This window comes from Pseudoalteromonas rubra (assembly GCF_001482385.1).
Classification (GTDB): domain Bacteria; phylum Pseudomonadota; class Gammaproteobacteria; order Enterobacterales; family Alteromonadaceae; genus Pseudoalteromonas; species Pseudoalteromonas ardens.
Map to the genome: position 1 here is coordinate 311783 of NZ_CP013612.1, position 22821 is coordinate 334603.

Consider the following 22821-nt stretch of genomic DNA (forward strand, 5'->3'; position numbering starts at 1 on the left):
TTACAATGAGATATTTATATATTATAGCGCTACTAAGTTTGCTGAGTGCACCTGCTTTCGCCACTGAGGGGTCTACGGCAGGTGAAAACTATGACAAATCACTGGCACGTCCTGTACCCGTGCAACAAGCTGCGGCTGTTGGCATGACACCGATTACTTTCAGCGAATTTCCCAATGGCACAGCGATTACCAATCAGTATGCTGATCGAGGCATTATATTTGGTGGTGATGCGCCGTTCATTACATCAGACAGTGCGAATCCAACAACCCCTGTGTTAAGCGGTTCCCCGAGGTTTAATGGCGCCATTGAAGGGCGTTTTGTTGACCCTCAAACAGGCGAGCCGACAACCGTAAACAGTTTTTCTTTAGATGCCGGGTACTTTGATAACTTAAGCTCGACCCGGTTACAGTGGTTTAACCCGGAAGGTGATTTGATCCGAGAAGTGTTGGACTCACAGTTTGGGATAGAGCACTTTTCGATTCGGGACGAAAACATAGCCTCATTTCGGATAGAGATCATTGCTCAGGAAGACGCCGGTTACGCAATTGATAATGTGGCATTTAATCTCATGGATGCCGCGTTTGACCATACCTTTAATCTGGATAAGGTCATTTTGTCACCAGGCTCTCTTAGCGCAAACCAATTCTCTGTGTATTTTAAAAACCTGGAAGCGCTTAACGGCGCGGCACTTGCTGATGTGTGTAACTATCAGTTTCATGCTGAAGATAGCAGTTTGAAAGTCACGGCGCAAAACTGTGATGTCAGCACGGACAAAAAGACCTTCCGAATTGATTTTGCCCTGACTCAGGCGCCTTATAATCTGAGTGGCGCTCAGGTTTCGGTGTGTAAAGAGGAAGAATGTGAAGTGATTGATGATGTCAATAATTTGAATGTGTACACCACGGCATTTAATGTTTCTACAGATGGCTTTTCTTTCCAAAATGGCGATTGGAACCGCTTTATGCTTACCGAAGTGAAAGACGTTTCTTTGTCTTCATTCTTATGCTGGAAGTTTGATCGTTGCACACCCGACCAGTTGTCTTACCTGGGCTTCATGCGCAAAGTCGCAAGGTCTTTTGCACAATTTCTGGCGCCGGCAAACAAACGCAAAGCGTATGATGTGATTGGTTATTACCGGCTGAAAGATTATACCCAGGGTCTGAACAGGCTTGACCGCCGGTTTCTCGGCGTATGTCATGGTATGGCAGCATCAGCGATTGCCAACTATAACAATGCCAGCGAAGGGGTAGCCTGGGGAGCTAACATTGATGCGACATTAACGCGTGCTCAGATCACGTCAACTTTCCAGAGCCACTGGGACAACCGCAATAGTGAGTCGCCCAAGCCCTATGTTAAGGCTGTGGGTAGTTACGATGTGAAATCGGATGCTGCGGATGCTTTTCATGGCTTGTCTAAAATCGGCTATTACTATTTGTCGCAGTCTGCGTTTAAAGGCAGTGCCTGGATAGGTTCTCACCCACGGACCATATTCCCGGGGATATCTGCAATGAATGCGTTTTATTCGCCGCACTTTATGGAAAACAAAATTGCCAGTCTGCGCTTTAGCATTAACCGTCCGAAAAGACGAGGTGGGCATTCTATTCTGGCTGCTGGCTTGATCCAGTATAACGATGTGTCTTTGTACATTACCCATGATAATAATTTCCCTGGTGAATATACCATGATGGAATTTACCAATGGGCTGACATTGAAGCACTTCATATTCTTGGGTACGCCACAAAGCGACAGTGAAAAGTATGATCAACATGGCGATTTTAAACTGACAAACTACTATAGCGCGTCGAGCTACGCGCAATTTGGTGCTTATACTGATGTGACCGATCAGCTGCGCATTTATGGCCAACCGGGTGCCAGTGAACGTGCTAATGATGTTCAAAATGCAGAGGATGAGACACCTGTCAGTGTGGTTGAGCTGGAGCATCCACAGCATATTACAGTGTTAATCGCCGGGGGACGGCTCGTTGGCGTTAATAAAGTGAGCGACCAAAGTGCTGTAGTATTGCAGCCGATCCTGGACGAGCCCGACACGATGCAAGCCTATCTGAAAAACTCTGAGCTGGTTACAGAGTTTATTTTGCCCTTAACGGATACTTACTCAATTCAGGTAGAGAAATATCCCCAGTATCCTGAAGTTGAAGTGTATGTCACCATTCCACAAACCAATGGCAAGGTATTGGTACTTAACTATGAGGATGTACTGACCCAGAGTGACGAGGACAGTGCCACTGTGCAACTGACCGTTGGTCAGGAAAATGAGAATGCCAATATTAGTATTAACGGCGTAGCTCAGGCACCGACGTATGCTGAGGAAAGCAGCTTTGTAGTGGCGCAGGTTTCTGCACTCAAGGCCATTGTGAATGGACGTGTTGTTTCGCTGAGTTGGCAAAACCCGCAAGGCAGTAACCTGAAGGAAGTGGTGGTGACCAGAACGGTGAACAGTTTGCCCACCTCTATTGATGATGGTGTCAGGGTATTTACCGGTTTAGAGTCGGAGTTTATTGACAGTGCTTCTGCCAATACACGCTACTACTACAATGTCTATTCGGTTGCTGATGACTCAACTTCTGAGCCCAACAGTATCTATGTTGATACCCACCAGGCAACCTTGCACGGTAAGGTTGCAGATGCCAGTGAAATGGGGATCGCCAGTGTCGAAGTGGTGTTGACCAATGGCGTTGGTCTGAGTCAGGTAGAAATTGCGCGTCAGCTGACAGATTCCAATGGCGTTTTTAGCTTTGCGAATCTAGCCAAAGGCTTGTACAAGCTCAGTTATAGTCACGCTTCTTACCGTTTTGACGTATCAGACGATGCGGTTAATCTGACCGAGCCCAGCCAACAGGTGAATCAGCTTGGTGTGGCGGTGCCGGTTCTGTTAATCAATGTGGAGAATGCCATCGGCTCTGAGCAGCAGGTTAGTATCAATTGGTCGGGATTACATATCGCTGATTCAGACACCGTTGATATTGTTTATCAGGTGGGAGAAGAGACGACTGAGATTGCCACTGGCGTAGCATTCTCTCAGGGTCGCTACTTGTGGGATGTATCTGCCCCGGGTGATACATCGGTATCAGTGCAAATTATGCTGAGTGAGGACAAAACCGTGAGCAGTGAACAACAGGTTTTTGTTCTAAAAGAAGTGAGCCCGTTTGATTTTAGCGGCGATAGTGTTTTATCCGCGGATGATGTGACAACGATTGTAACCGGGTGGTCGGCTACGACGGGTGATACGCAATTTGATCCGCGCTTTGACCTAAACGAAGACGGAGAGATTGATCTAAAAGATATTATGCAGGTAGTCGCTGCGCTAAATCAGGAGTAATTCTTGGAGTAATCCATGGAGCAAACACCTCGCATGTGTTGTTTGTCTGTGTCGTGCCTGCATCTAAGTTGAGATTGCAAGGCAGGTTTCACAGTTTACAGCACAGCGAGACTTATCAATTAACCCCAGATAATACAATCCGGTCGATTGTCTTTGAACGTCCAGCAAGCATTTATTGAATTGCAAAAGTTAGTATTCGGGCAGTTAGGCAAGCCTGTCGCTGCGCCGCCAATCTGAGGAGTCTGCTGAGGTGACAGCTGGCTGTTCTGGGATAGTGACTTGATTTTTTTCTTGTTTAAATTGAGTTTCATGCTCATTTCCTTTGTAGTGAGAAAAGCCCAATGCCGGGCTCCGTTATGTTGACCTCCCGCGCACTTCGAAGCGAGCTGGAGGGTGTATACTAACCCTGCATATTAATGCGCCGACCTTTGAAAGTAAGCCATCAATAGGGTTGGTATTAATTCCTGTTATTGTGTTGTGTTTGTCTCCGGTGCGACTTCATGCCAGGAGAACTCGTCGTAAAAGTTGGTGCAATTTAGGGTGACCTCAGCAGCATTTACCAGATAAAGCTGACTCGTATCCGACTGAGGATAAGTAAAGTCGTTGCTACACTGAGCGCTTTGAACTGGGCCGAACAATACTTGAGTGCCTGCTTTTAAAGTGCAACGCACCAGCATATCCAGTGGTGAGTACTTGGGACAAAGATTGAATTCGGACCGGTATTGTGCAACCCCTCCGAGCGGTTTCTCCAGTGACCACCACTTGCCGAATTTAGATCCTTCGTAGGTACTGTTCCAGGCTCGCCAAATAATGAGATCTTTGCTTACTTCATAATTGCGTGCGTTACAAAGTCCACCCTGGCCGCGCGGGGCAATCACATTTTCAGGTATGCTCTGGGCTGGCTGTGGCATCAGGTTTGGGTGTTTTAGCTCCACGAGCGGGCAGCTCGCCTCAACACTGACGTGTGTCAACGGTGTTGGGGCTGGTAGCTGGCTGCAGCCCGTGAGTATCAGCAAGGAGACAGGCGTTGCTACGCCAACCTGAATTTCCCAAATCATTATATTAATCTAAATGCAATCTTTTAATAACTATATGGTGTTTTAAATAAGAATAAAAGAGCGTTTTTATAATTGAGTTAGTGGTTTTTTCTTATTTTTTGGCTCGCAAGAACGATTTGGCGCTCTGAACGTGATGAACGGATACGAAAGGCAATCAGCTGAGTCTACCTGATTTAGAAAAATTCAACTTCTCTGGCTTGAGGAGTTGCGGTTTAAACACTAGGTTTACTTTTTTAACAAAAAAGGAACTGTCTATGTGTCGCTTAATACTTATTCTGCTCGGACTGAGTATCAGTTTTAGCTGCTTCGCTACCATTTTGCCCGCTACGCACCATGCGCTTATTTATGAGGGACGGGTACATAAGAACTATCAGCAAGGGAGTGTGGAGTTTAACTGGCCAGGTACGGCCATCCACACTCAGCTGGTAGGTAAGTCCATCGCAGTCAATTTAGTCGGTAATGGTGACCAGTTTGATGTACTGGTTGATGGTCGATTGCACCAAAAAATCGTGACGGCATCAACGGGTGAAGCCCAGCGCTTTGTGTTGTTTGAACAGGCAGAGCCAGGGCGGGTGCTTATCGAAGTGGTGAAGCGCTGGGAGCATTATGGTGCACGTACTCAACTGCTGCAATTTGAGGTCGATGGGGCTTTGGAGGGGGTATGGGAAACACAGCCACATATACTGTTTATCGGAGACTCTATCAGTGCGGGATTCGGCAGCGAATCGACTAAACGACAATGTGACTGGCAGGAGATAGTTAACACCAGTAATGCACGGCTGGCCTTTCCTTATGTTGCGGCGCAACAATTAAACAGTACGTTTACTCAAGTGTCGTATTCTGGTTTGGGTTTGATCCGCAACTGGAATGGCAACCAAACACATCACACCCTGGTAGATTATGTTGATCAGATATCCGCAGTTTATGAGGATGATTTACCATATCAGGAACGCTTTCCTCAGTTAATTGTGTTGGAGTTTGGGACCAATGATTTTAGTACCGACCCTCAGCCACACGAACCCTGGCAAACAATAGAGGAAGTAAAAATGGCCTGGGAAGAAGCCATGGTGGAGTTTGTTTATTCGCTGCGGAGCCGCTATCCGGATGTTGCTATTGTAGTGATGCCTCGCCCTGCGTACCCCTATGACTTTATTATTCCGGCAACACACGCCGCGTTGCGACAGCTTGCCAATGAGGGAGTTGAGGATGTGTATGCCAATACTTTTGTATCTCCACTGGAAGGCTGTATCTGGCACCCTACGGCACAGGAGCATGCGAGTATTGCCAGTGAACTGGCCACATTTATCAAGCAGCACAATTTGCTCTAAACGTTTTGGGGCGCGAAAGTCGTTTTTCTTCAATCTTGTAGTGGAGTCTCTGGGTAGTCTGCTAGTTAAGAATAACACTTCAGGAAAAAACGATGAAAAGAGCAAGTTATTTACAATGTGCCCCAAAACTGATGCAGCACTTGTTTACTCAGGAGCAATTATTGAATGAAGAAGTAACACGTACACTGGACACGAAACTCTGGGAGCTGGTTAAACTCAGAGCATCTCAGTTAAACCAGTGCGGCTATTGCATTACTATGCACAGCCGTCAGGCAATGGAGCAGGGTGAAAGCGCCCAGCGCATTATTGCCCTGAATGCCTGGCGGGATATGTCAGGATTTACTGCAAAAGAGCGTCTGGCACTGACTTTGTGTGAACAATTGACAAACGCTCAGTCGATTGATGATACTTTATACTGCGCTTTATCTGAGGAGTTCAGTGACGATGCTTTGGTTACCCTGACGGTTTCCATTAATGCCATCAATGCCTGGAATCGAGTTGTCAAAATGTTTAAACCTGAGCCAGATGAATAACGAACTAATGTTGCAACGCCATCAACCGGATGGTATGTCCCAGCAGTATGTGCAAGCTGTATGGTTTGCACGCAGCCAGCACTCAGGCACTCGCTGGTTGCCCTGCGATGGCGCACAAGGGATAGTCTTTGTGCTCAAAGGTGAGGTGTCACTGGATGGGCATAAACTAACGGCACCTTTTCACATTCAGCCGCCTTCAAAGCATGCTGTACAACTTTCTTACAGCGCTGATGCTGAGTTTGCTGGGATCCGATTGTATCCAGCCAGATTGAAGGCGCTCCAGCAGGCTGTATATCCCTTGTTATCTGCGCACGGATTGTGTGCGCTCGCTGAGCAGCTTCGCCAAGCGCCGACCTTGTGTACTTTAAAGCAGTGGTTACAAACTTTGTCGAGTACTGCGCCTGACCCTAGTTATGCCATGCTGCATACCTACCAGCTCATCAGTGCGCTGATGCAGTTACATCCCCTGGAAGACGCTTATCGCGGCGTGCCACTGGGCATACGCCAGCTGGAGCGACAAGTCAAAGCGCAATCTGAGCTAACGCCTAAGTATTTGGCACGCATCTACCGGGTCCGGTATGCACAACAGCAACTCAGACATAACCCACTGATAGATTTGGCTCAGTTGGCGCAGATAAGCGGCTTTTCTGACCAGGCGCACCTCACTCGTGAGTTTAAACATATTCTGAAGATCACGCCGGGAAAATATGCTCGTCAATTATCTGCGTAAGTCACGATTTATTGATTGCTAGCAGCACAAATAGGACTTTGTCTTTAAAGTGACCAAAATATAAGGTCTGGCCATCAAACAGATTGAAGTCAGCCGCGGGTAAAGTCAAAGGCATTATTTGCGATTGCCATCTCGCAGAGCCTGCCCGGACCGAATGATATTGTAATAGAACAAGGCGCCCGACTGTAGTTGCAATGGGCAGTTTTCACTGCCTTTACAACCTCGCTTATGTCTTCTAGAGTTTTGAATATCCGTTAATTTTAGTGGAGCCGCGCAGTAACATCGGCTCTCTGTCGAGCGAGCAGTGCAATTATCTACACCTTCTCTATTGCTGATGGCTGGTGCCGGGGTGGTTGCCTCGGCACTGGCCTTGGTGTTTATGTGGCTGGCAAACCGAGATGTTAAAGCGACGCTTTACTGGGCGTTGTCGCCCATCTGTCTGGCATTGAGCATGATATTGTTCGGGGTGCAAAATGAGTTGCCATTGAGTGTACGGTTTTTGTTGCCAAACTTATTTGGTCAGGCTGCTTTAGTACTGGTATTGATTGGCTGCTACCATGCGTGTGAAAAAACGGTGCCGCTGCGTCAAATCAGCTGTTATTTTGCGGCGTTCTTATTCACTCATTGCATCTTTACTTACGTCATATCAAATTACGCGTCACGACTGATCCTGGGTATGATCACGCTGACCATCACTTCAGGTTGGATCTGGGTGTGTTTGTATCGTTTTGGCCGGCCTCTTTATGCAAAGTCTTTTGTACTGATCAGTCTGAGTCTGGGGTTTGTTACTATTTTTGCGCTCGGAAAAGCGTTTGGTGTTTTATCTCACCCCGGGACTACCAGCCTCCAGCAAGATCACACTCTAAAGGCACAGTTGTTTGTTGTGTCTCTATTTATGAGTCAATTGGTGTTTAACTTTGCATTTGCGATCATGATCGGAGAGTATCGAAATGCTAAAAACTGCGAGATTCAGCGCCAGTTACTGGAGTCCAACCAGGCGTTACAGCAGGAAAAGCAACGCGCCGAGCAGCACTCGAAAATGAAGTCGGAGTTTCTGGCTAATATGAGCCATGAGATCCGCACCCCAATAAACGGCGTGATAGGGGGTCTGAACTTGCTACTGAACCACGACCTGGATGCGCAGCAAAAACAATATGCCAAACTGGCGGACGCCAGCGCGCATTCATTGCTGGGGGTGATTAACGATATTCTGGATTTTTCTAAAATCGAATCTGGCAAACTGGAGATTTCCCCTGACTCCGTTGACCTCTATGAGCTGGTTGATTCCGTAGCAAAATCATTTGCCATTCCATTAGACAAAAAACAACTCACACTTTTGGTGGACTGTCATGGGCTTAAGCATCGTTTTGTGCGCCTTGATCCGATCAGGGCACGTCAGATCCTGACCAACTTATTGAGTAATGCCGTTAAATTTACAGAGTCAGGTACACTCCAGCTTATCGTGAAGTGCGATGAAGTGGATGTTACAGCAGACAGTCATCCGGTTACAGTATTGCAGTGTGATGTTATTGATTCTGGGATAGGTATTAAACCTGAGGTCAGGCACAAGCTGTTCAACTCATTCAGTCAATGTGATGCGTCCACAACGCGCAAATATGGGGGGACCGGGCTTGGGCTCGCTATCGTTAAACAGTTGTGTCAGTTAATGAATGGCGATATTGAGCTGGTTGACAGTTCGGAGCCTGGTGCTCATTTTCGTTTTCATTTTCAGGTTGAGGCGCAAAAGGGCGGCATATGGGGCAGGGGTATTCCTCGTGAGAACGCTCAGGTGGCGGTGTTGTCTATGCAGTCCCGGTTGGCACAAACGCTTTGCAGTCAGCTCGAAGTGCTGGGGTGTCAGCCACAAACGTTAATGCTTCCGCTTGAAGCCGAGCTGTCTCATGACATACTGATCGCTGATTTGTGCGATTCAACGTATCAACATAAACTGATTGATGCACTTTCCAGTTTGTCGGGTAAGCCACGGATCCTCGCTCTGTGTAATATGCAATGCGAAATCCAACACGATCCTGTTTTTACTCAGCATCAGATTACAGTGGTTTACCCACCGGTCACAGCCAAAGATTTGGTACAGATGTTTACAGATGAGCATAAACCGAACTCACCAGAACCTGCTAACGGGGTGTCACCTTTGCGGGGCGTGCGTGTTTTACTCGCGGAGGATAATCCGATAAATCAAATGGTTGCAAGTAAGATACTTGCTGCATGGGAAGTGGAAGTGCAACTGGCTGAGTCGGGTAAGCAAGCCGTAGATATGCTGAGGGAAATGCCAGAACATGGATTACCAGATTTGATTTTGATGGATTGTCAGATGCCAGAGATGGATGGGTATGAAGCAACCCGGCATATTCGTACTCATCCTGAACTGGAAGCTTGTCGGAACTTACCTATCATTGCGCTTACTGCCAATGCGATGCAGGGTGAGCGAAAAACGTGTCTGGCTTGTGGTATGAGTGGTTATGTCAGCAAGCCTATTCAGGCTGACTTATTGCAAGCAGAAATGCTCAAAATGCTGGTGGACAAAGCCGCAGGCCAGGCATAATTGGGACCTGGCGGAGATTGGCTTTGTCTGTCTTTATTCAGAGTTTTCTCCCCAGGCGTTTTTCAATCTGGCGCTTCTCCCATTTTGCACCGAACAGATCGAAGACTTCAAACGCGCTTGCCCAGTGACTGAGCAGCCCTATACCCCAACCGAGTGCAGGCCAGAAGGCCCAGAGATAATCAGGACTGGTAAACATATTTATGGCAAAAAGCCCGCTGTTGACTAAAACATAGGTAATTAAGTGCGAGTAAAAATCTTTAATTGCACGTACCTGTTCTATAATACGTTGTTCCTGATGGGTTATCGTTTCATGGCTCATATCATCCGACTCCTCTTTGAGATCTGCAACAGTAGTTTCAAAAACAGCAGCTAATGACTTTAATGATTCCAGGCTGGGACGCTGACCACGCTCTATTCGCTGAATGGTACGAACACTTAATCCGCTAAGCGTTGCCAGCTGCTCCTGCGACCAGCCGCGTTGTAACCTGAATTTCCTGATAATCATTACTGTTTTCCCATTTGCTGCTCCGCCACTTGTTTTACGCATATTCTCGTCGACAGAGTACGTCAGCGTAACGACATAGCAATGACAAAGTATATATTTCAACAAGTTAAGTAGAAGGTGATATGTTTGCTCTGTGCCACTAAGTAGTGAACATTATCTTCACAGTATAATATTATTTGCGAATTTAAGTACACCGACCTATTTATGGTTTGGCAGCAATTACGAGTTTGACAGCCCAATGGGTAGATAACAGCCAGACACGGATTAGTTTTCCAACGTTTGCGGGATCACGATACTAAATACCGTGCCTTCTCCGGGTTGACTGGATAAGGCAATATTGCCTTTCAAACGGGCTTCAACCAGTTTTTTTACTATATATAAACCGAGACCGCTGCCGCCTGTACCGACGCGTGTTGTATAGTACTTGTCGAAGACTTTACTGGTCCTTTCACATTCAATGCCTTTACCGTTGTCTTTTATATACAGAGCTATGTTGCCATCCTGATGTTCAACGTGAATATCAATTGTACCGGTGAAATTGTCCTCAAAGGCATGGATCAGGGCATTGTTGATTAAGTTGATGATGACCTGAGACAGTGCGCCAGTATCAGAAACAATGTGCAATGTTTGCGGGCAGTTTATAGACACCGTATGTGGTGTACGTTTTAATTTGGGGGTCAGGACATACCGGATATTGTGCAGGTAATCATGCAAGTTACACTCTGAGATTGTGCCACTGAATTCGCCCACAACTATGTGCTTAAAGCTATCGATGAGGTGCATAACATTGTCCATGCTGGAGAGCACAATTTCACAGCTTTGTGCTGTGTTATCAATAAATGTGTTTAGCTCTTGCTTGGCCAGTGACTGTTTTTGAACTTTCAGAGCAAGCTCCTGCTGCTTTTCATTCAAGTGTGAAATAGCAGTTTTGACGACGCTGAGCGGTGTGCCAAGCTCGTGAGTAAGTTCTCCTACCAGTTCACCAATGTGGCTAAAATGTTGAGAAGTTTCAAGTTGCTGCTCTTTGAGTTTAGAGAGCTTTTCCAGTTCAAGGGTTTTATCTCTAAGTGTTGAAATGAGCTCGTCGCGTAAATTGATCAGAGCCTGTAGTTGCAGGTGAGTTGTCACGCGTGCCAATAGCTCTTCTTGCCGTATGGGTTTAGTCACATAGTCTACGGCGCCCACACTAAATGCTTCGACGATGTCGCTTAGCTCACTTTTACCCGTGACAAAGATTACAGGGATCTCTTTAACTTTGCCGAGAGATTTGAGCCGGCGGCAGGTTTCAAACCCATCTATGCCTGGCATCATCACATCGAGTAAAATTAAATGAGGGAGGAAAATGGTTGCTATATTAATGGCTTCTTTACCAGAAGTGGCGAATGCGACCTCGTATCCTTCGGGCTCAAGAAAATCAGTCAGCAACTCAAGGTTTTCAGCCTTGTCATCAACAATTAAAATTTTGCAATTGTTCAGTGAAACCGCATCATCATCCATCTTGCACCTCGTTGAGCGCTGCAATAAAGCCTGTCATATCAAACCTACTTATAAATTTAGCCAAGTATTTCGTAAGCTGCCTGTTATTTGGCTGTTGTGCTTCAATTTCTTTGAGTGTTTGCTTTATCCGAGAGCTGTTGTTGACCTGAGCATAATTTATCAATAGGGCCCGCTGTTCAGCGGGTAATGAATAAGCGGCAAGTTTAATTTCATCTGATGGCGCGTTATCTGGGGACGCTGAACTTGTTAACTCAGAGCTTTCAAAGTGATCCGGAAAAAAAGATAACAATGAGTCGAAAATCTGCTCGATTGTAAAGGGCTTACCAATAAACTGGTCGAAGCCGATACTGAGATAATGCTGTACTTCATGATGTAAGCTAAAGGCTGAAATGGCCACGCATTTAAGCTCAGACAAACCCAGATCATTACGAATAATGACGACGGCCTCATCGCCACGCATGACGGGCATTAACAAATCCAGAAAAACAATATCAAAAGTACTTTGTTGAACGAGATCAATGGCTTGTTTTCCATCTTCAGCATAATCTACTTCAATACCGCATGCCGTAAGTGTTTGGCCAAGTATCTCGCGGTTATAAGCAACGTCATCGACACACAAAGCACGAAGTGTTTTGTCCCTACGCACACTTATCTGTTGCAATGTCTGTTTTTGGGAGTGGGTGGCGGTTACCTGGGCAGCTTGTAGTGGCAAAACAAAAGAAAAACAGCTGCCTTTGCCGGGCTCAGAGCTCACCTCTAACTTACCCCCCATCATTTCTACTTGCCTGGACGAAATGCACAACCCCAGCCCGGTGCCGCCTTTCTCTACGCCAGCACTGCCTTGCGTAAAGCTATTAAACAGGTTCTCCAGTTCTTCAGGCAAGATACCAGGACCGGTATCCAGTACTTCAAAGCGATGTGAACCTACGCTTGGTTGTGTGTAGCGCAGCTTAATTGTCCCGCTGTCTGTAAATTTGACTGCATTACCCAGTAAATTGATAAGTACCTGACGCAGTTTACCCTGATCTCCATGAACCCCTGTTGATTCACTCAGTGTGCTGTCCAATTGCCAGGCAAGTTGCTTTTGCTCACACTTGAGCTTGAACATGCTCCCCAAATCTTCCAGCAGCGCATTGAGTTCAAAGTCAATGGGGTTGAGTTTACTAGAGCCGGCTTCAATCTTTGAAATATCCAGCACGTCATTGATTATGTCCAGTAAGTGGTTGCCAGCTCTGATAATTTTGTTCATGGTATTTTTGTGGCTGGCATTGAGATCTTTTGCCCGTTCGAGTAGCTGGGCAAAACCCAATACCGCATTGAGTGGTGTACGGATCTCATGGCTCATGTTTGACAAAAACATGCTTTTTGCGAGGTTGGCTTGCTCGGCACGCTCCCGTGCCGCTTGTAATTCTGCTGTACGCTCTTCAACTAAGCTCTCCAACTCAATGTTATTGTTGCTGAGCCTTTCCTGTAGCTGAGTATTGCGCCAGGCAATGCCTAAATTATGGCCCAGGTTCAGCAATAATTGCGCCTCCTGAACCTCGATTGGATTACTGTAGCAGGCAATGGCGAAAATAGGGGACCCGTCTGCCTTATCTCCCAGAAATAGCACCGCATAGTTTTCTATTATGGCACTACGTTCTGACTGCGCGTTATATTGCGCGATAAACTGTGTTTTCACGGATTCCGGTATGGTGAGGGTAACGTTCTCCTGAGGAAAAAGCTGCTCAAAGGTGTCGGTGTCAAGGTCCAGTTTGACAACAAACACACACATGGGGGCAGGCTCAAATTGCTGGCTTAGCGGTAAGGTTTCAGTCAGGGTCTGAAATACCCGCAGTTCAAATTCAGCCAGTTCGGAGTCGCTTAGCAGGGCATTGGTACAGGTGATGATCTTGTCTAACCCGGATTGTACCTGCTGTGTTTTATCCAGGTGCGAATAGGTTCTCAGAGCAACTAACACGGAGGCTTTGAGTTTGCTGCTGGTTAGTTCCGTCTTCGTTTTGTAGTCGTTAACATCGTATTCCCGGGTAATGTCTGATTCCGGCGCCATGCCAGGTTGACCGGTGCGCAGAATAATACGCACTTTATGATTCTGAGCCTCTTCACGTACGTATTTGGCAAAATCCAGACCTGCTTCGGCTGTTTCCATCACGACATCGAGCAAAATCAGGGCGATGTCATCATGCTCTGCCAAAACCTGTTGCGCCTGAGTGCCGCTGTAGGCATTGAGAAAGGTAACACCCCGGCCATCCAGTTCCATTTGTTCCAGCACTAACCTCGAGATTTGATGAATGTCTTCTTCATCATCGACTAACAAGATTTTCCAGGGCGGCAGGCTGGGTGACTCTTCAGGCTCGTCGTCAGAGCCAAACAGGAGCGTGTCATCGTCGAACATATTAGATCCCACTTAACGTACTGAACTTAAAGTGTAGTGAATGATCACCAAAAACGACCAGTGATTTGCGTGTATTCGTTCAGAAAGGGATGAATATTGAGAGCAGTGACTCTGTTATATATAACGTGAAACCAGCCGGGCTGGTGGATTCAGTAATAGCAAGTTAGTCGGCACGGGGGTGATAAAGGCTATTTAGTATAATGACCTAAAGTGTTCACACTCGCAAACCTAACGGGTGAACACCTGAGCGCAATTAATGGGTTTCAGTTAACCAGGTTTCCATCGGTTGATATACAAGACCGCCAGACTCAGCAATCTCTCCTGCCAGTGTAAAGCCATAGCTTTGGTAGGCGCCTACGGATGGTAGTGACGCCGACACTGTAATCCTTGGCTCCGTTGTCAGCTTAAGCGCTGCTGCAACCAGAGCTTTGCCAACGCCCTTGTGCTGTGCTGACGGTGAGACAAACAGCATCGCGATATGCCGGCCTGCTTTTAGTTCAATCATGCCCACGGGCTGCTCAGCTATTTCGGCCAGTAATATCTGGTTGTCTTCTGTCAATCGTGTTGCTAGCGCTGCTGGCGAGGCAACAGCTCTGAAGGTGTCACAGCCCTCGCTTGACAATGTCGCTGCAAGCGCGGAGTTAAAAGCTTCCATACAAATCTGGCTGAGAGTATCTAAATCCTTGGGTTCCGCGGGTCTTATGTGCATTGTATTCCTTGGTTTTTAGGTGACAAAATTTTATTGTGGTAATGCTGATTTATCTATTCGAACGCAATTAGTGCTTTCGCCAATTTATGCCGCTTGCGGCCTGTTTTACAATTTGCATTCTTTGCAAAATACCAAAGCAGACTTATGTCATCCAGCCTCTTTATTCAATTCATGCAAAAAATGATGTGTTTAAAATGCGTTATTTTCACACTGTGAACTCACTCACCATAAAATTTTTAATAAAATGCACTGAAAAGAGCAAAACGAACCTATTTTTCTTGTTAGCAATATGTATTTATTGTTAAATCTTGCTTTCCATCCTACAGGGAGATAGCTATAGGAATGAAAAACAATAACGCATCAAGGACAAGAAAAGTTGAGAACTTTAAGCTTCAGGTTCAGCGTTCTATTCGCCTAATAAGGCAAGAACTAGGGCTGTCCCAGGAAGAGCTGGCCAGGAAGCTTGGTATAAACCAGGCCACGATTTCTAATTATGAATCAGGGAAAACTGAGATGACTATTTCTCAAATGTTTGAGCTATACCTTGTCTGCGGTAAAGATCTATCAATAGGTAACATAAAAAACATTCTGTCAGATGACAGCAAAGACCTTCAACCAGAAAACAAAGATTCAGGAGAATAATAAATGGACTATTTGTATATGATTGTGGACTACTCGCCAATCTTCGTTATCTTGTACGGTCTTTATATGACTTGGCGATTTGAAACGGCTCGGTGGTTCCTACTTACGCTAGGGGTTGTGGAACTCGTTGATGAGTTGTTAATAAGCGTTGCGTTGAATTGGCAAGTACATTACTATGTTTACGCAGCAGCAATGAACTTAGCTTTCCTTTTGCCAATAATGTATAGGCAGAAAATCGCCTGTTGGCTTTACGAACGCTCTGGCCATGATTTTTTTAATAATGTTGTAAACAAACACTATATTTCCTTGCAAGAGCTTTCTGTATTGCTGGTCCTTGCCGCTGTAGCAATAATCAACGTTGTTACTTGGTGTGAAGTTTTGCTTTATAAGTACAAATTCATTACTAATGCGCCAATTAAGCTATATGTGCGAGACAATACCGTAGCCATTTTGCATTTGTTGTATATAGGTGCTCTGGTTAAGTACGTATTGAAAGCCGAGTTCAGAGAAGGATATTTAACCAATGAGAAAGAAATTACTCCCTGAAAAGTTGCTGTCGAAAGTGGTTGGTGGTGCCGGTGGCGGGTCACAATCCCCATCTCTACCAACTGTGGCCTACTTTGCCCCTACGGTTACTAAACCAACTCAGCAGCCATAGCTAGCTGTTCTTATCCCCGAAATTTGTTCAATCTTTCTTGAGCAAATTTCGGTCACGGATCTAGAAGAAAGATCTTGATGCGCAATAGAATTCTCTGTCCGCTTCCTCTCTTGGTACTCATTTAAATGTCACTCTCCGGTAAAAAAAGAGTCAAACATAAAGGTTTAAATATGGAAGGCCTCAAAAAGCAGCTTATTCAAGCATATAAGGATGAAATTTTTTTTGAGCTCATTCAAGAGATTTACTATCAGGATAGAAAAGGCGACAAGCTATTGGCTTCTGTTTTAATTGAAGCTCACAATAATACAGAAATTGATCTAATAGCTCTGTTTAGTATGCTCAAAAACTCACCTGAACCGCATGAATTCTTTTTAGTTATAAGAGTGCTCGAAGAAGTTCTTCCTGAGCTGGATGCTCCAGTTATTATTACTGCAAACTGTGTTAAACACTTAACGCTAGAGGCAGGACAAGATATGGCTGCGGGTATTCTTATCTCTCCTTTTATAAGTTTTTGCGCTAATAAACCAACTCGGCCTACGGAGCTGCTAAAACACGCACTGGCTACAGGGGATAAAGAGTTTGATCATGTCTCTAATGCGCTGATTGCAGGGGCTAAAATTGACAGTGCGGATTATATGGGGCAAGCGATTAGTTTAATTAGTGGAGAGTGCGAACTAGTTAAGCAAAGGGCTATCTTTGCTCTTGGTAGAATGAATTTTGATAACGAAGAACAAATCACAGCTGCTGTAAATGCGATAATGGACTCTACAAAAGCGTCTAAAAACGACCAAATTCTTGCGACTAGCTTGCGCGCGTTGTTTGCTCTTACTAGTAGAGTTAATAATTTAGAAATGCTTTTTTTAAGTTTTCTTGATTGTCATTCAGAGCATCGTGGAGAAAACTTTATTCATGCTGCTTCTGAAACTCTCTTTTATGACTCAGAAAAAGTTTCTCTTAACGTTGAAAAGAGGCTACTTGATATATGTATTTATACTCCAGAAAAAAACAGCGGAACAATAAGAAACCTGGATTATGCTCTTGAGAAAATTTTGAAACGTAGTGATTTTGAGGTATGCATTAAGTTTTTTGACGAGTTATTTCAGCAAACCAACTATAAGGTTTCCATAGAGAGGTTCGATAGTTTCATTAGAGAGCTGCACAACTATAAAGATACGTATTTATCAACACTAATAACTAGGTGGCTACTATCCCAAAATATTTATCTATGCAAATTTAGCTTGGACCTTGTTCGAGATTTTGACAAAGGATTGTCTTTGAGTTTTGATGCAAATTGTATCCCTAGTGATAGTGAAGGTGTATACGTATATTTAGCTCGAAAGGCTTGTGGTTGGTTTTTTAATCAGCCTAAAACAGCAATTAATCTTATTGAATCCTTAATTTCAATTTCGCCGGATTCAGAACTGAATGAAATAGAAAAAGTTGTATTTAACCCTTTGTGCATTAGCTATCCAAAAAGCATAACTGAACGGATGGAGAGTTCAAAAGATGCTGAATGCAAAAGACTTGCACAGTTCGCGAATAATGTTTTGGCGTCTTACGAAAATTACCAGACTTCCATTAGAGCTGCGGTAGAAATAGAAGAGCTGAAACCAAGTGAAAGTGACCGACACACTTATTGGCGGCATCACAACAAACTCATGGATGAATCGATGAAAGAAGCTCGCAGTAAATCGCTTTTCACCAGTCTTTTTGCAGGCAATGAGTCCGTATTGCTATATGGAAGCAAGTCTATTCACTACATTCATCATGGTGATCAGAAAACGAGACAGGAAATACCACTACAAGAAATCAGCCACTCTTTTGAGTTTGCTTCAATGCATAACGTAGACCCTCACGGCTTAGAAAATATTTTATGGCAGTTTAAAGCAGAGGGATGCCAAGCATGAAGTTAGTTATTAGACAATACTTAGCATCATTAAAGGAACGCGGTGAGCTTGATGCTCTTCTGCCTGATCTCTTGTCGCAGATGGGCCTTGAAGTATTTCTAAAGCCAGGGGTTGGAAGTCGTCAATATGGTGTTGATGTTGGGGCATATGGAAAGATAGATGGCGATTCTGTCAATAAAGTTTATTTGTTCTCTGTTAAATCCGGAGATTTAGACAGGAAAGATTGGGATAGTGGTAATCCTCAAGACCTTAGGCCATCAATAAACGAAATAATCGACGTATTCATTCCTAGTCGTATTCCATCAGAGTACAAAAGTGAGCCAGTCGAAATCTGTCTTTGTTTTGGTGGAGACGTAAAAGAGGAAGTAAGGGCAAATGTAAGTTTATTCTTAGAGCGTAGAAAAAACAGTGATTTAAGCTTTTCGGAATGGAATGGGGATCGTTTGGCTGCTCTCGTTGAGAAATTTATGCTTCGAGAGGAACTGCTCCCAGAAGACTGCCGTGGTCTTTTAAGAAAATCCCTGGCAATGATCGATGAACCCGAAACATCGTTCAAGCATTTCTCTCAGTTGGCCATAAGGCTTACTGACGTAGAGGGTGCAAAACCCAAAAAGATTTTAATGGGTATTAGACAACTTTATCTTTGCTTGTGGATTCTATATTCGTGGTCTAGAGAGCAGAATAATATTGAAAGCGCGTTTTTATCTGCTGAGTTTGTCCTATTAAATGCTTGGGATGCCGCCAAGTTTGCATTTGATAAAAAGAACAAAGTAGCCATTTCTACATTGACCACGTTAGATTCGATTTTTAGATTGAATTTACAAATCTCTGGCCAGTACGTAGAAGAAAAGATAATTCCACATGCTGATAACCTTTATGCATTATCTCACGCCGTAAGGCCGTCATGTGCTGTTGATGTCAATCTAAAGCTCTTCGATGTTTTAGGGCGGTTGGCACTCAGTGGCTGCTGGACCTATTGGTATTTATCACAAATTAAAGACGAAAGTGACCCAAACATTGAATCGCTTAACCACTCTGTATCAAATCACCAAGAATCGATTAAGAAATTAATAATAAATAATCCAATTCTGTTTTCTCCGTACAAAGATGATCAAGCTATTGACCTGGCTCTGGCTGTTTGGTTTTTATCTTTAGACCCTGTACATTGGAATGACATAAATTCCTGGCTTATAAATATCGCAAATGGGGTTTATCAAGCATTTAAGAAAAATGATAAGTACCCATCAATTCTTAAGAGCTACTCTGAATTGATTGAACATCCAATAGATAACTCTAGCGAGTACTTGAAAAGCGTTACAAAAGGCTCAGTTTTGTATCCAGTCATATCTATATACTCATCGGTCTTGGGGCTTACTGAGCCACACAAGATCATTAAAAAGCTAAAACAAGACTTCTTGGAACATTGCAATTTTCAAGTGTTTTTCTTTGACGAATCATCAGAAGAGCATTTCTATCGCCATAACAAAATGCACGGTGCAACATTGTCTCATATTTGCATTGATGGAGAGCCTGACGATTTAATCGACCAAATAGAAAAAGAATGTGAAGAATCAAACAAGGTATACGAAATGAGTGCATTTAAGTATTCATTTTGGCCAATAATTCTAACTGGGTGCAGACATTACAGGCTTCCTATACCTCCACACTTTGCTATGGATATCCATAAACAGAGACGAGCACAACAATAACTGTCACCTGGTGATATTGAAAACCTTTACCCATAATTGACTAATTTATTTATTAAATTAGTAGTTTTAGCAGAGGTTGAGGAGAATGCAGCTGAAGAGGTAGCTGCATTAATCATGTAGCCAATTTTAAAGAAGAGTTTAGTGTCAAAATACAAGCTGGTTAAACTTGGTTATGACTTTACTCTTTCTATCCAACGCGAATTATTGGGTTTAATTTAGAGGTGTTAAATACCAAGAGCACATACTAAGTCGCTATATAATTAGCTTTTTGTCAATTTATGATAAAACAGACATTCTCTTTTTTGGGGCAGTAACAGCACCACATAGACACTGAGTGAAGTAATGCCTTGTTGCAGGGTCTAGCGGTCTTCCCTAACCTCACTTCCTCGCGCTGCTAAAAGATGTTTCTGTCACTCGTCACCGAGTGCTGCCACCCATAATACCCCGACGCTTTTTTTGACCACTTTGACTGTGGTGCCTTTTGCAATAGGCGTTTCGCTTTTTAGCTGCCAGGTGATCCCCGAGTAAGCATAGGAGAGTTGGCTTTGCTCGTTGAGGTCTTCGCTGAGTGTAAAGGTGATATCAGCAAAGTCGCTATTAACTTCTGTGCTCTGGGTTTTGGCCTGCATGCGCTTGAGCGGTTGCCACAGCAAGCCGGCCAGTGCCGCTGTGAGCACAGCATTAACCCACAATGCATTCATGAGTGTTGCGTCCAGCAGGCCCACAGACATCATCAGGCCACTCAGGACTAGTGACAGACCCAGAAAAAACAGCACAAAGGTGGCAAAGCCCAACACGGCAACTTCAACAATTAAGGCCAGTAATCCGAGTACAATCAGGATCTGACTCAGGTGCTCAACCAAGAGTGTCACAGTTGCTCCTTTTGTTTTTTATTCAAGCTGTTAATAATTGACATGCCCTGTGCAACCAGAGAGCTGGGGTCAGTGCCGTTTTCAGGGAGCAGTACGACGGATGATTCCCGGGCGATGGCTTCTTTAGCGACAATGGCTTTACTGGCCAGGTCAAGCTGGATGGCTTTTTGCCCTTGTTCTGTGTTGGCTGCTTCACCGACTTTTCTGAGGGCATCCGCCTGGGCTTCTGCAACGGCAATAATGGCTTTTGCCTCACCTTCGGCTTTTAGGATTTGCTCAGCTTTTTCTGCTTCTGCGGCCAGTACCTGAGCTTGCTTCTTACCCTCGGCGACATTGATGGCTGCCTGTCTGTCACCTTCTGACTCCAATATCTGCGCGCGTTTAACACGTTCGGCCTTCATCTGTGCTTCCATCGCTTCCATCACCGAGTTGGGTGGCACGATATCTTTGATTTCATACCTAAGTACCTGAATACCCCAAGGGTCGGATGCTGCATTGATGGCAGAGACAATATTGGTATTGAGCATATCCCGCTCTTCAAAGGTTTTATCCAGTTCCATTTTACCCAGCTCACTACGCATCGTTGTCTGGGCCAGCTGAGTGACGGCAAAGATGTAATCATCGACGCCATAAGTGGCTTTGTAGGGGTCCAGCACCCGAAAGTACAAAACGCCGTCGACAATTAAAGAGATATTGTCTCGGGTGATGGCTGACTGAGAAGGGACATCAACGGCTTGCTCTTTTAGGCTGCGATCGGCAGAGACCTGATCAATAAAAGGCACAATAAAGTTCAGGCCGGCCTCTTTGGTTGACTGGTATTTACCAAATCTTTCTATTATCCAGGCGCGATTCTGCGGGACAAATTTAATGCTCCCTTTGAGCACAAAAATGATAAAAATGAGCAGAAACGCTTCAACCGTTAGCAGGTAGTCGAGAGTGAGCGTAATTGGGTCCATGTTTATTCCTTATTTATATCCGTTTATTTACTATAGCAACAATGCGTAAAGTGGACCATCACCAGCCTGAGAAGCGTGGCCAGTAGTCCATTTCATCATCACAGATAACGTAATAGCCCTGGTGCTGAGCAGCGGTTGCACAGGCATGATTGGGCAAAATACGCAACAAAGTACCGATTGCAAAGTGGCTGGTGTCGAGTGTATCCGGAAGCGCCACAATGCCATGCTCCTGGTTAACACTAGTGATGCACAGCCCGGGCAAAACGTCGCCCTCACCATTACATACCAGTCCGTAACCGCATGGCTGCGATGCAAGCCCCAAATCGCGCGACAGCGCCATCCATCCAGCGTCGAGGATCAGCCAGTTTTTTTCGCGATTATGGCCTATCACCCGGGTGAGCACACTCAAAGCAATATCTTGCGGTTGACATACGCCTAGTCCTGTCATGACCAAGTCCATACTGGCATATACCCCGGCGCGTACTTCTGTTATGTGCTCAAATCCGTCTCCCAGTAAAGCCGTTGGTGTGGATCCGACGCTGACGACGGAGCAGTCTATGTGTTGCGAGCGCAGTGTATCGGCCGCTATTTGCACTGCGCGTTGCTCCTGTTGCGCCATAGCACGAATTTCATCCAAATTATGGCAGTCATAAGAACCTCCTGCATGAGTCAAAAGGCCTGTAAACAGTCCGGATGAGTCCAGGATTTTAGCAATCGCAATCAGTTGCGGATCCCTGGGTTTGACACCGGCGCGTTTGCCATCGCAATCTACTTCTATGAGGCAACTGAGCTGACAGTCATTTTCCTGACAAAAGGCATGGATAAACTGTGCCTGCTCAAAACTGTCCAGCAGAATATGTAAGGTGACTCCCTGGTTTTGTATATCCAGAACTTCCACAAGTTTATGTTCACTGATCCCCACTGCATAAGTGATATCTTTAAAGCCCGCTTTAGCGAACTGTTTCGCTTCTTGCAGAGTCGAAACTGTGCAAGGGGCTGATTGATCCGCCAACATATGCCGCGCAACATCCACTGACTTAAGCGTTTTGAGGTGCGGCCGTAATCTAACAGCAAACTGTGACAGGTGTGTATTGAGCCGTTGAATGTTGTTTAGCAGCTTCTTTTTTTCCAGTAACAAACAGGGGGTGTGTAAAGCATTGAGTGACATAAAAACTCCTTGTGTAATGGATCACTGACGCAAACTATTTCGGCTTATTAAGGGACTAATCCCTGCATGTTTCAGATGTTCTGGACCCAGGTTACTTGTATTGGTAAACACTGTGTATTTACACTGCGGTGTGGCAACCAATGTATACGCATTTGTCCCTAAATCAAAGTGTTAATCATCACTGAATCTCAGCCATGTTTAACCAAATTGTCATAATTGTGCCTTGATTATTGTCTATGATGGTTTTGAA

Annotated in this window: 18 protein-coding genes; 9 read left to right on the forward strand and 9 right to left on the reverse strand. The window is 44.9% G+C overall.

Annotated elements, in window-relative coordinates:
- Positions 1-5 precede the first annotated feature (5 nt).
- Entirely contained in the window at positions 6-3341 is a 3336-nt protein-coding gene (locus AT705_RS20750; protein ID WP_058798274.1) for a carboxypeptidase-like regulatory domain-containing protein, read from the forward strand.
- A 119-nt stretch (positions 3342-3460) separates the two neighbouring features.
- Here the strand turns inward: AT705_RS20750 and AT705_RS20755 are convergent, their stop codons facing one another.
- Positions 3461-3652 (reverse strand): hypothetical protein, encoded by a 192-nt coding sequence (locus tag AT705_RS20755; protein ID WP_010380704.1) that lies wholly within the window; start codon positions 3650-3652, stop codon positions 3461-3463.
- Between the two features lie 156 nt (positions 3653-3808).
- The gene (locus AT705_RS20760; RefSeq protein ID WP_058798275.1) at positions 3809-4399 is read right to left on the reverse strand and encodes a hypothetical protein; all 591 of its coding nucleotides are present in this window, start codon (positions 4397-4399) and stop codon (positions 3809-3811) included.
- A gap of 254 nt (positions 4400-4653) precedes the next feature.
- Between AT705_RS20760 and AT705_RS20765 the strand changes: the two genes are divergently transcribed.
- The 4 genes from AT705_RS20765 to AT705_RS20780 all read left to right on the forward strand — a co-directional run bounded on the left by AT705_RS20765 (position 4654) and on the right by AT705_RS20780 (position 9553).
- Entirely contained in the window at positions 4654-5727 is a 1074-nt protein-coding gene (locus AT705_RS20765) for an SGNH/GDSL hydrolase family protein (RefSeq protein WP_058798276.1), read from the forward strand.
- A 92-nt stretch (positions 5728-5819) separates the two neighbouring features.
- Positions 5820-6260 carry a carboxymuconolactone decarboxylase family protein gene (locus tag AT705_RS20770; RefSeq protein ID WP_058798277.1) on the forward strand — a complete coding sequence of 147 codons (441 nt, stop codon included), beginning with the start codon at positions 5820-5822 and terminating at the stop codon, positions 6258-6260.
- Complete coding sequence (locus AT705_RS20775; protein WP_058798278.1) at positions 6253-6990, forward strand: AraC family transcriptional regulator; 738 nt, start codon at positions 6253-6255, stop codon at positions 6988-6990. The genes AT705_RS20770 and AT705_RS20775 overlap by 8 nt, the downstream gene beginning before the upstream one ends.
- 304 nt (positions 6991-7294) lie before the next feature.
- On the forward strand, positions 7295-9553 hold the full coding sequence (locus AT705_RS20780; protein WP_157576940.1) for an ATP-binding protein: 2259 nt from the start codon (positions 7295-7297) through the stop codon (positions 9551-9553).
- A gap of 37 nt (positions 9554-9590) precedes the next feature.
- Here AT705_RS20780 and AT705_RS20785 read toward each other — a convergent pair whose 3' ends face one another.
- From AT705_RS20785 to AT705_RS20800, 4 genes are all read right to left on the reverse strand, one after another.
- Entirely contained in the window at positions 9591-10100 is a 510-nt protein-coding gene (locus tag AT705_RS20785; RefSeq protein WP_420492127.1) for a 2TM domain-containing protein, read from the reverse strand.
- 222 nt (positions 10101-10322) lie between these two features.
- The gene (locus AT705_RS20790; RefSeq protein WP_058798281.1) at positions 10323-11555 is read right to left on the reverse strand and encodes a hybrid sensor histidine kinase/response regulator; all 1233 of its coding nucleotides are present in this window, start codon (positions 11553-11555) and stop codon (positions 10323-10325) included.
- On the reverse strand, positions 11548-13950 hold the full coding sequence (locus AT705_RS20795) for a hybrid sensor histidine kinase/response regulator (RefSeq protein WP_058798282.1): 2403 nt from the start codon (positions 13948-13950) through the stop codon (positions 11548-11550). Before AT705_RS20795 ends, AT705_RS20790 begins: the two co-directional genes overlap by 8 nt.
- Positions 13951-14203: 253 nt before the next feature.
- Entirely contained in the window at positions 14204-14659 is a 456-nt protein-coding gene (locus AT705_RS20800) for a GNAT family N-acetyltransferase (RefSeq protein ID WP_058798283.1), read from the reverse strand.
- A 342-nt stretch (positions 14660-15001) separates the two neighbouring features.
- Here AT705_RS20800 and AT705_RS20805 point away from each other — a divergent pair, with 342 nt between their 5' ends.
- From AT705_RS20805 to AT705_RS20820, 4 genes are all read left to right on the forward strand, one after another.
- The gene (locus AT705_RS20805; RefSeq protein WP_125557352.1) at positions 15002-15301 is read left to right on the forward strand and encodes a helix-turn-helix transcriptional regulator; all 300 of its coding nucleotides are present in this window, start codon (positions 15002-15004) and stop codon (positions 15299-15301) included.
- Between the two features lie 3 nt (positions 15302-15304).
- Entirely contained in the window at positions 15305-15847 is a 543-nt protein-coding gene (locus AT705_RS20810; RefSeq protein ID WP_058798284.1) for a hypothetical protein, read from the forward strand.
- Positions 15848-16129: 282 nt separating this feature from the next.
- The gene (locus AT705_RS20815) at positions 16130-17866 is read left to right on the forward strand and encodes a hypothetical protein (RefSeq protein ID WP_058798285.1); all 1737 of its coding nucleotides are present in this window, start codon (positions 16130-16132) and stop codon (positions 17864-17866) included.
- On the forward strand, positions 17863-19575 hold the full coding sequence (locus AT705_RS20820) for a hypothetical protein (RefSeq protein ID WP_058798286.1): 1713 nt from the start codon (positions 17863-17865) through the stop codon (positions 19573-19575). Before AT705_RS20815 ends, AT705_RS20820 begins: the two co-directional genes overlap by 4 nt.
- Positions 19576-19985: 410 nt before the next feature.
- Here AT705_RS20820 and AT705_RS20825 read toward each other — a convergent pair whose 3' ends face one another.
- Genes AT705_RS20825 through AT705_RS20835 form a run of 3 tightly spaced genes read right to left on the reverse strand, consistent with a single transcriptional unit; the run spans position 19986 to position 22571 of the window.
- Positions 19986-20447, reverse strand: a complete 462-nt coding sequence (locus AT705_RS20825; protein ID WP_058798287.1) for an NfeD family protein — start codon at positions 20445-20447, stop codon at positions 19986-19988.
- Positions 20444-21403 (reverse strand): slipin family protein, encoded by a 960-nt coding sequence (locus AT705_RS20830; RefSeq protein ID WP_058798288.1) that lies wholly within the window; start codon positions 21401-21403, stop codon positions 20444-20446. The genes AT705_RS20825 and AT705_RS20830 overlap by 4 nt, the downstream gene beginning before the upstream one ends.
- Before the next feature lie 58 nt (positions 21404-21461).
- The gene (locus tag AT705_RS20835) at positions 21462-22571 is read right to left on the reverse strand and encodes an alanine racemase (RefSeq protein ID WP_058798289.1); all 1110 of its coding nucleotides are present in this window, start codon (positions 22569-22571) and stop codon (positions 21462-21464) included.
- Positions 22572-22821: the final 250 nt, after the last annotated feature.

Bases quoted from the DNA above. Each gene is read 5' to 3' on its own strand.
- AT705_RS20775 (WP_058798278.1), top strand. From the start codon at position 6,253: ATGAATAACGAACTAATGTTGCAACGCCATCAACCGGATGGTATGTCC.
- AT705_RS20755 (WP_010380704.1), bottom strand. From the start codon at position 3,652: ATGAAACTCAATTTAAACAAGAAAAAAATCAAGTCACTATCCCAGAAC.
- AT705_RS20790 (WP_058798281.1), bottom strand. From the start codon at position 11,555: ATGGATGATGATGCGGTTTCACTGAACAATTGCAAAATTTTAATTGTT.
- AT705_RS20785 (WP_420492127.1), bottom strand. From the start codon at position 10,100: ATGCGTAAAACAAGTGGCGGAGCAGCAAATGGGAAAACAGTAATGATT.
- AT705_RS20805 (WP_125557352.1), top strand. From the start codon at position 15,002: ATGAAAAACAATAACGCATCAAGGACAAGAAAAGTTGAGAACTTTAAG.
- AT705_RS20835 (WP_058798289.1), bottom strand. From the start codon at position 22,571: ATGTCACTCAATGCTTTACACACCCCCTGTTTGTTACTGGAAAAAAAG.
- AT705_RS20770 (WP_058798277.1), top strand. From the start codon at position 5,820: ATGAAAAGAGCAAGTTATTTACAATGTGCCCCAAAACTGATGCAGCAC.
- AT705_RS20765 (WP_058798276.1), top strand. From the start codon at position 4,654: ATGTGTCGCTTAATACTTATTCTGCTCGGACTGAGTATCAGTTTTAGC.
- AT705_RS20750 (WP_058798274.1), top strand. From the start codon at position 6: ATGAGATATTTATATATTATAGCGCTACTAAGTTTGCTGAGTGCACCT.
- AT705_RS20760 (WP_058798275.1), bottom strand. From the start codon at position 4,399: ATGATTTGGGAAATTCAGGTTGGCGTAGCAACGCCTGTCTCCTTGCTG.
- AT705_RS20810 (WP_058798284.1), top strand. From the start codon at position 15,305: ATGGACTATTTGTATATGATTGTGGACTACTCGCCAATCTTCGTTATC.
- AT705_RS20820 (WP_058798286.1), top strand. From the start codon at position 17,863: ATGAAGTTAGTTATTAGACAATACTTAGCATCATTAAAGGAACGCGGT.
- AT705_RS20800 (WP_058798283.1), bottom strand. From the start codon at position 14,659: ATGCACATAAGACCCGCGGAACCCAAGGATTTAGATACTCTCAGCCAG.
- AT705_RS20815 (WP_058798285.1), top strand. From the start codon at position 16,130: ATGGAAGGCCTCAAAAAGCAGCTTATTCAAGCATATAAGGATGAAATT.
- AT705_RS20795 (WP_058798282.1), bottom strand. From the start codon at position 13,950: ATGTTCGACGATGACACGCTCCTGTTTGGCTCTGACGACGAGCCTGAA.
- AT705_RS20830 (WP_058798288.1), bottom strand. From the start codon at position 21,403: ATGGACCCAATTACGCTCACTCTCGACTACCTGCTAACGGTTGAAGCG.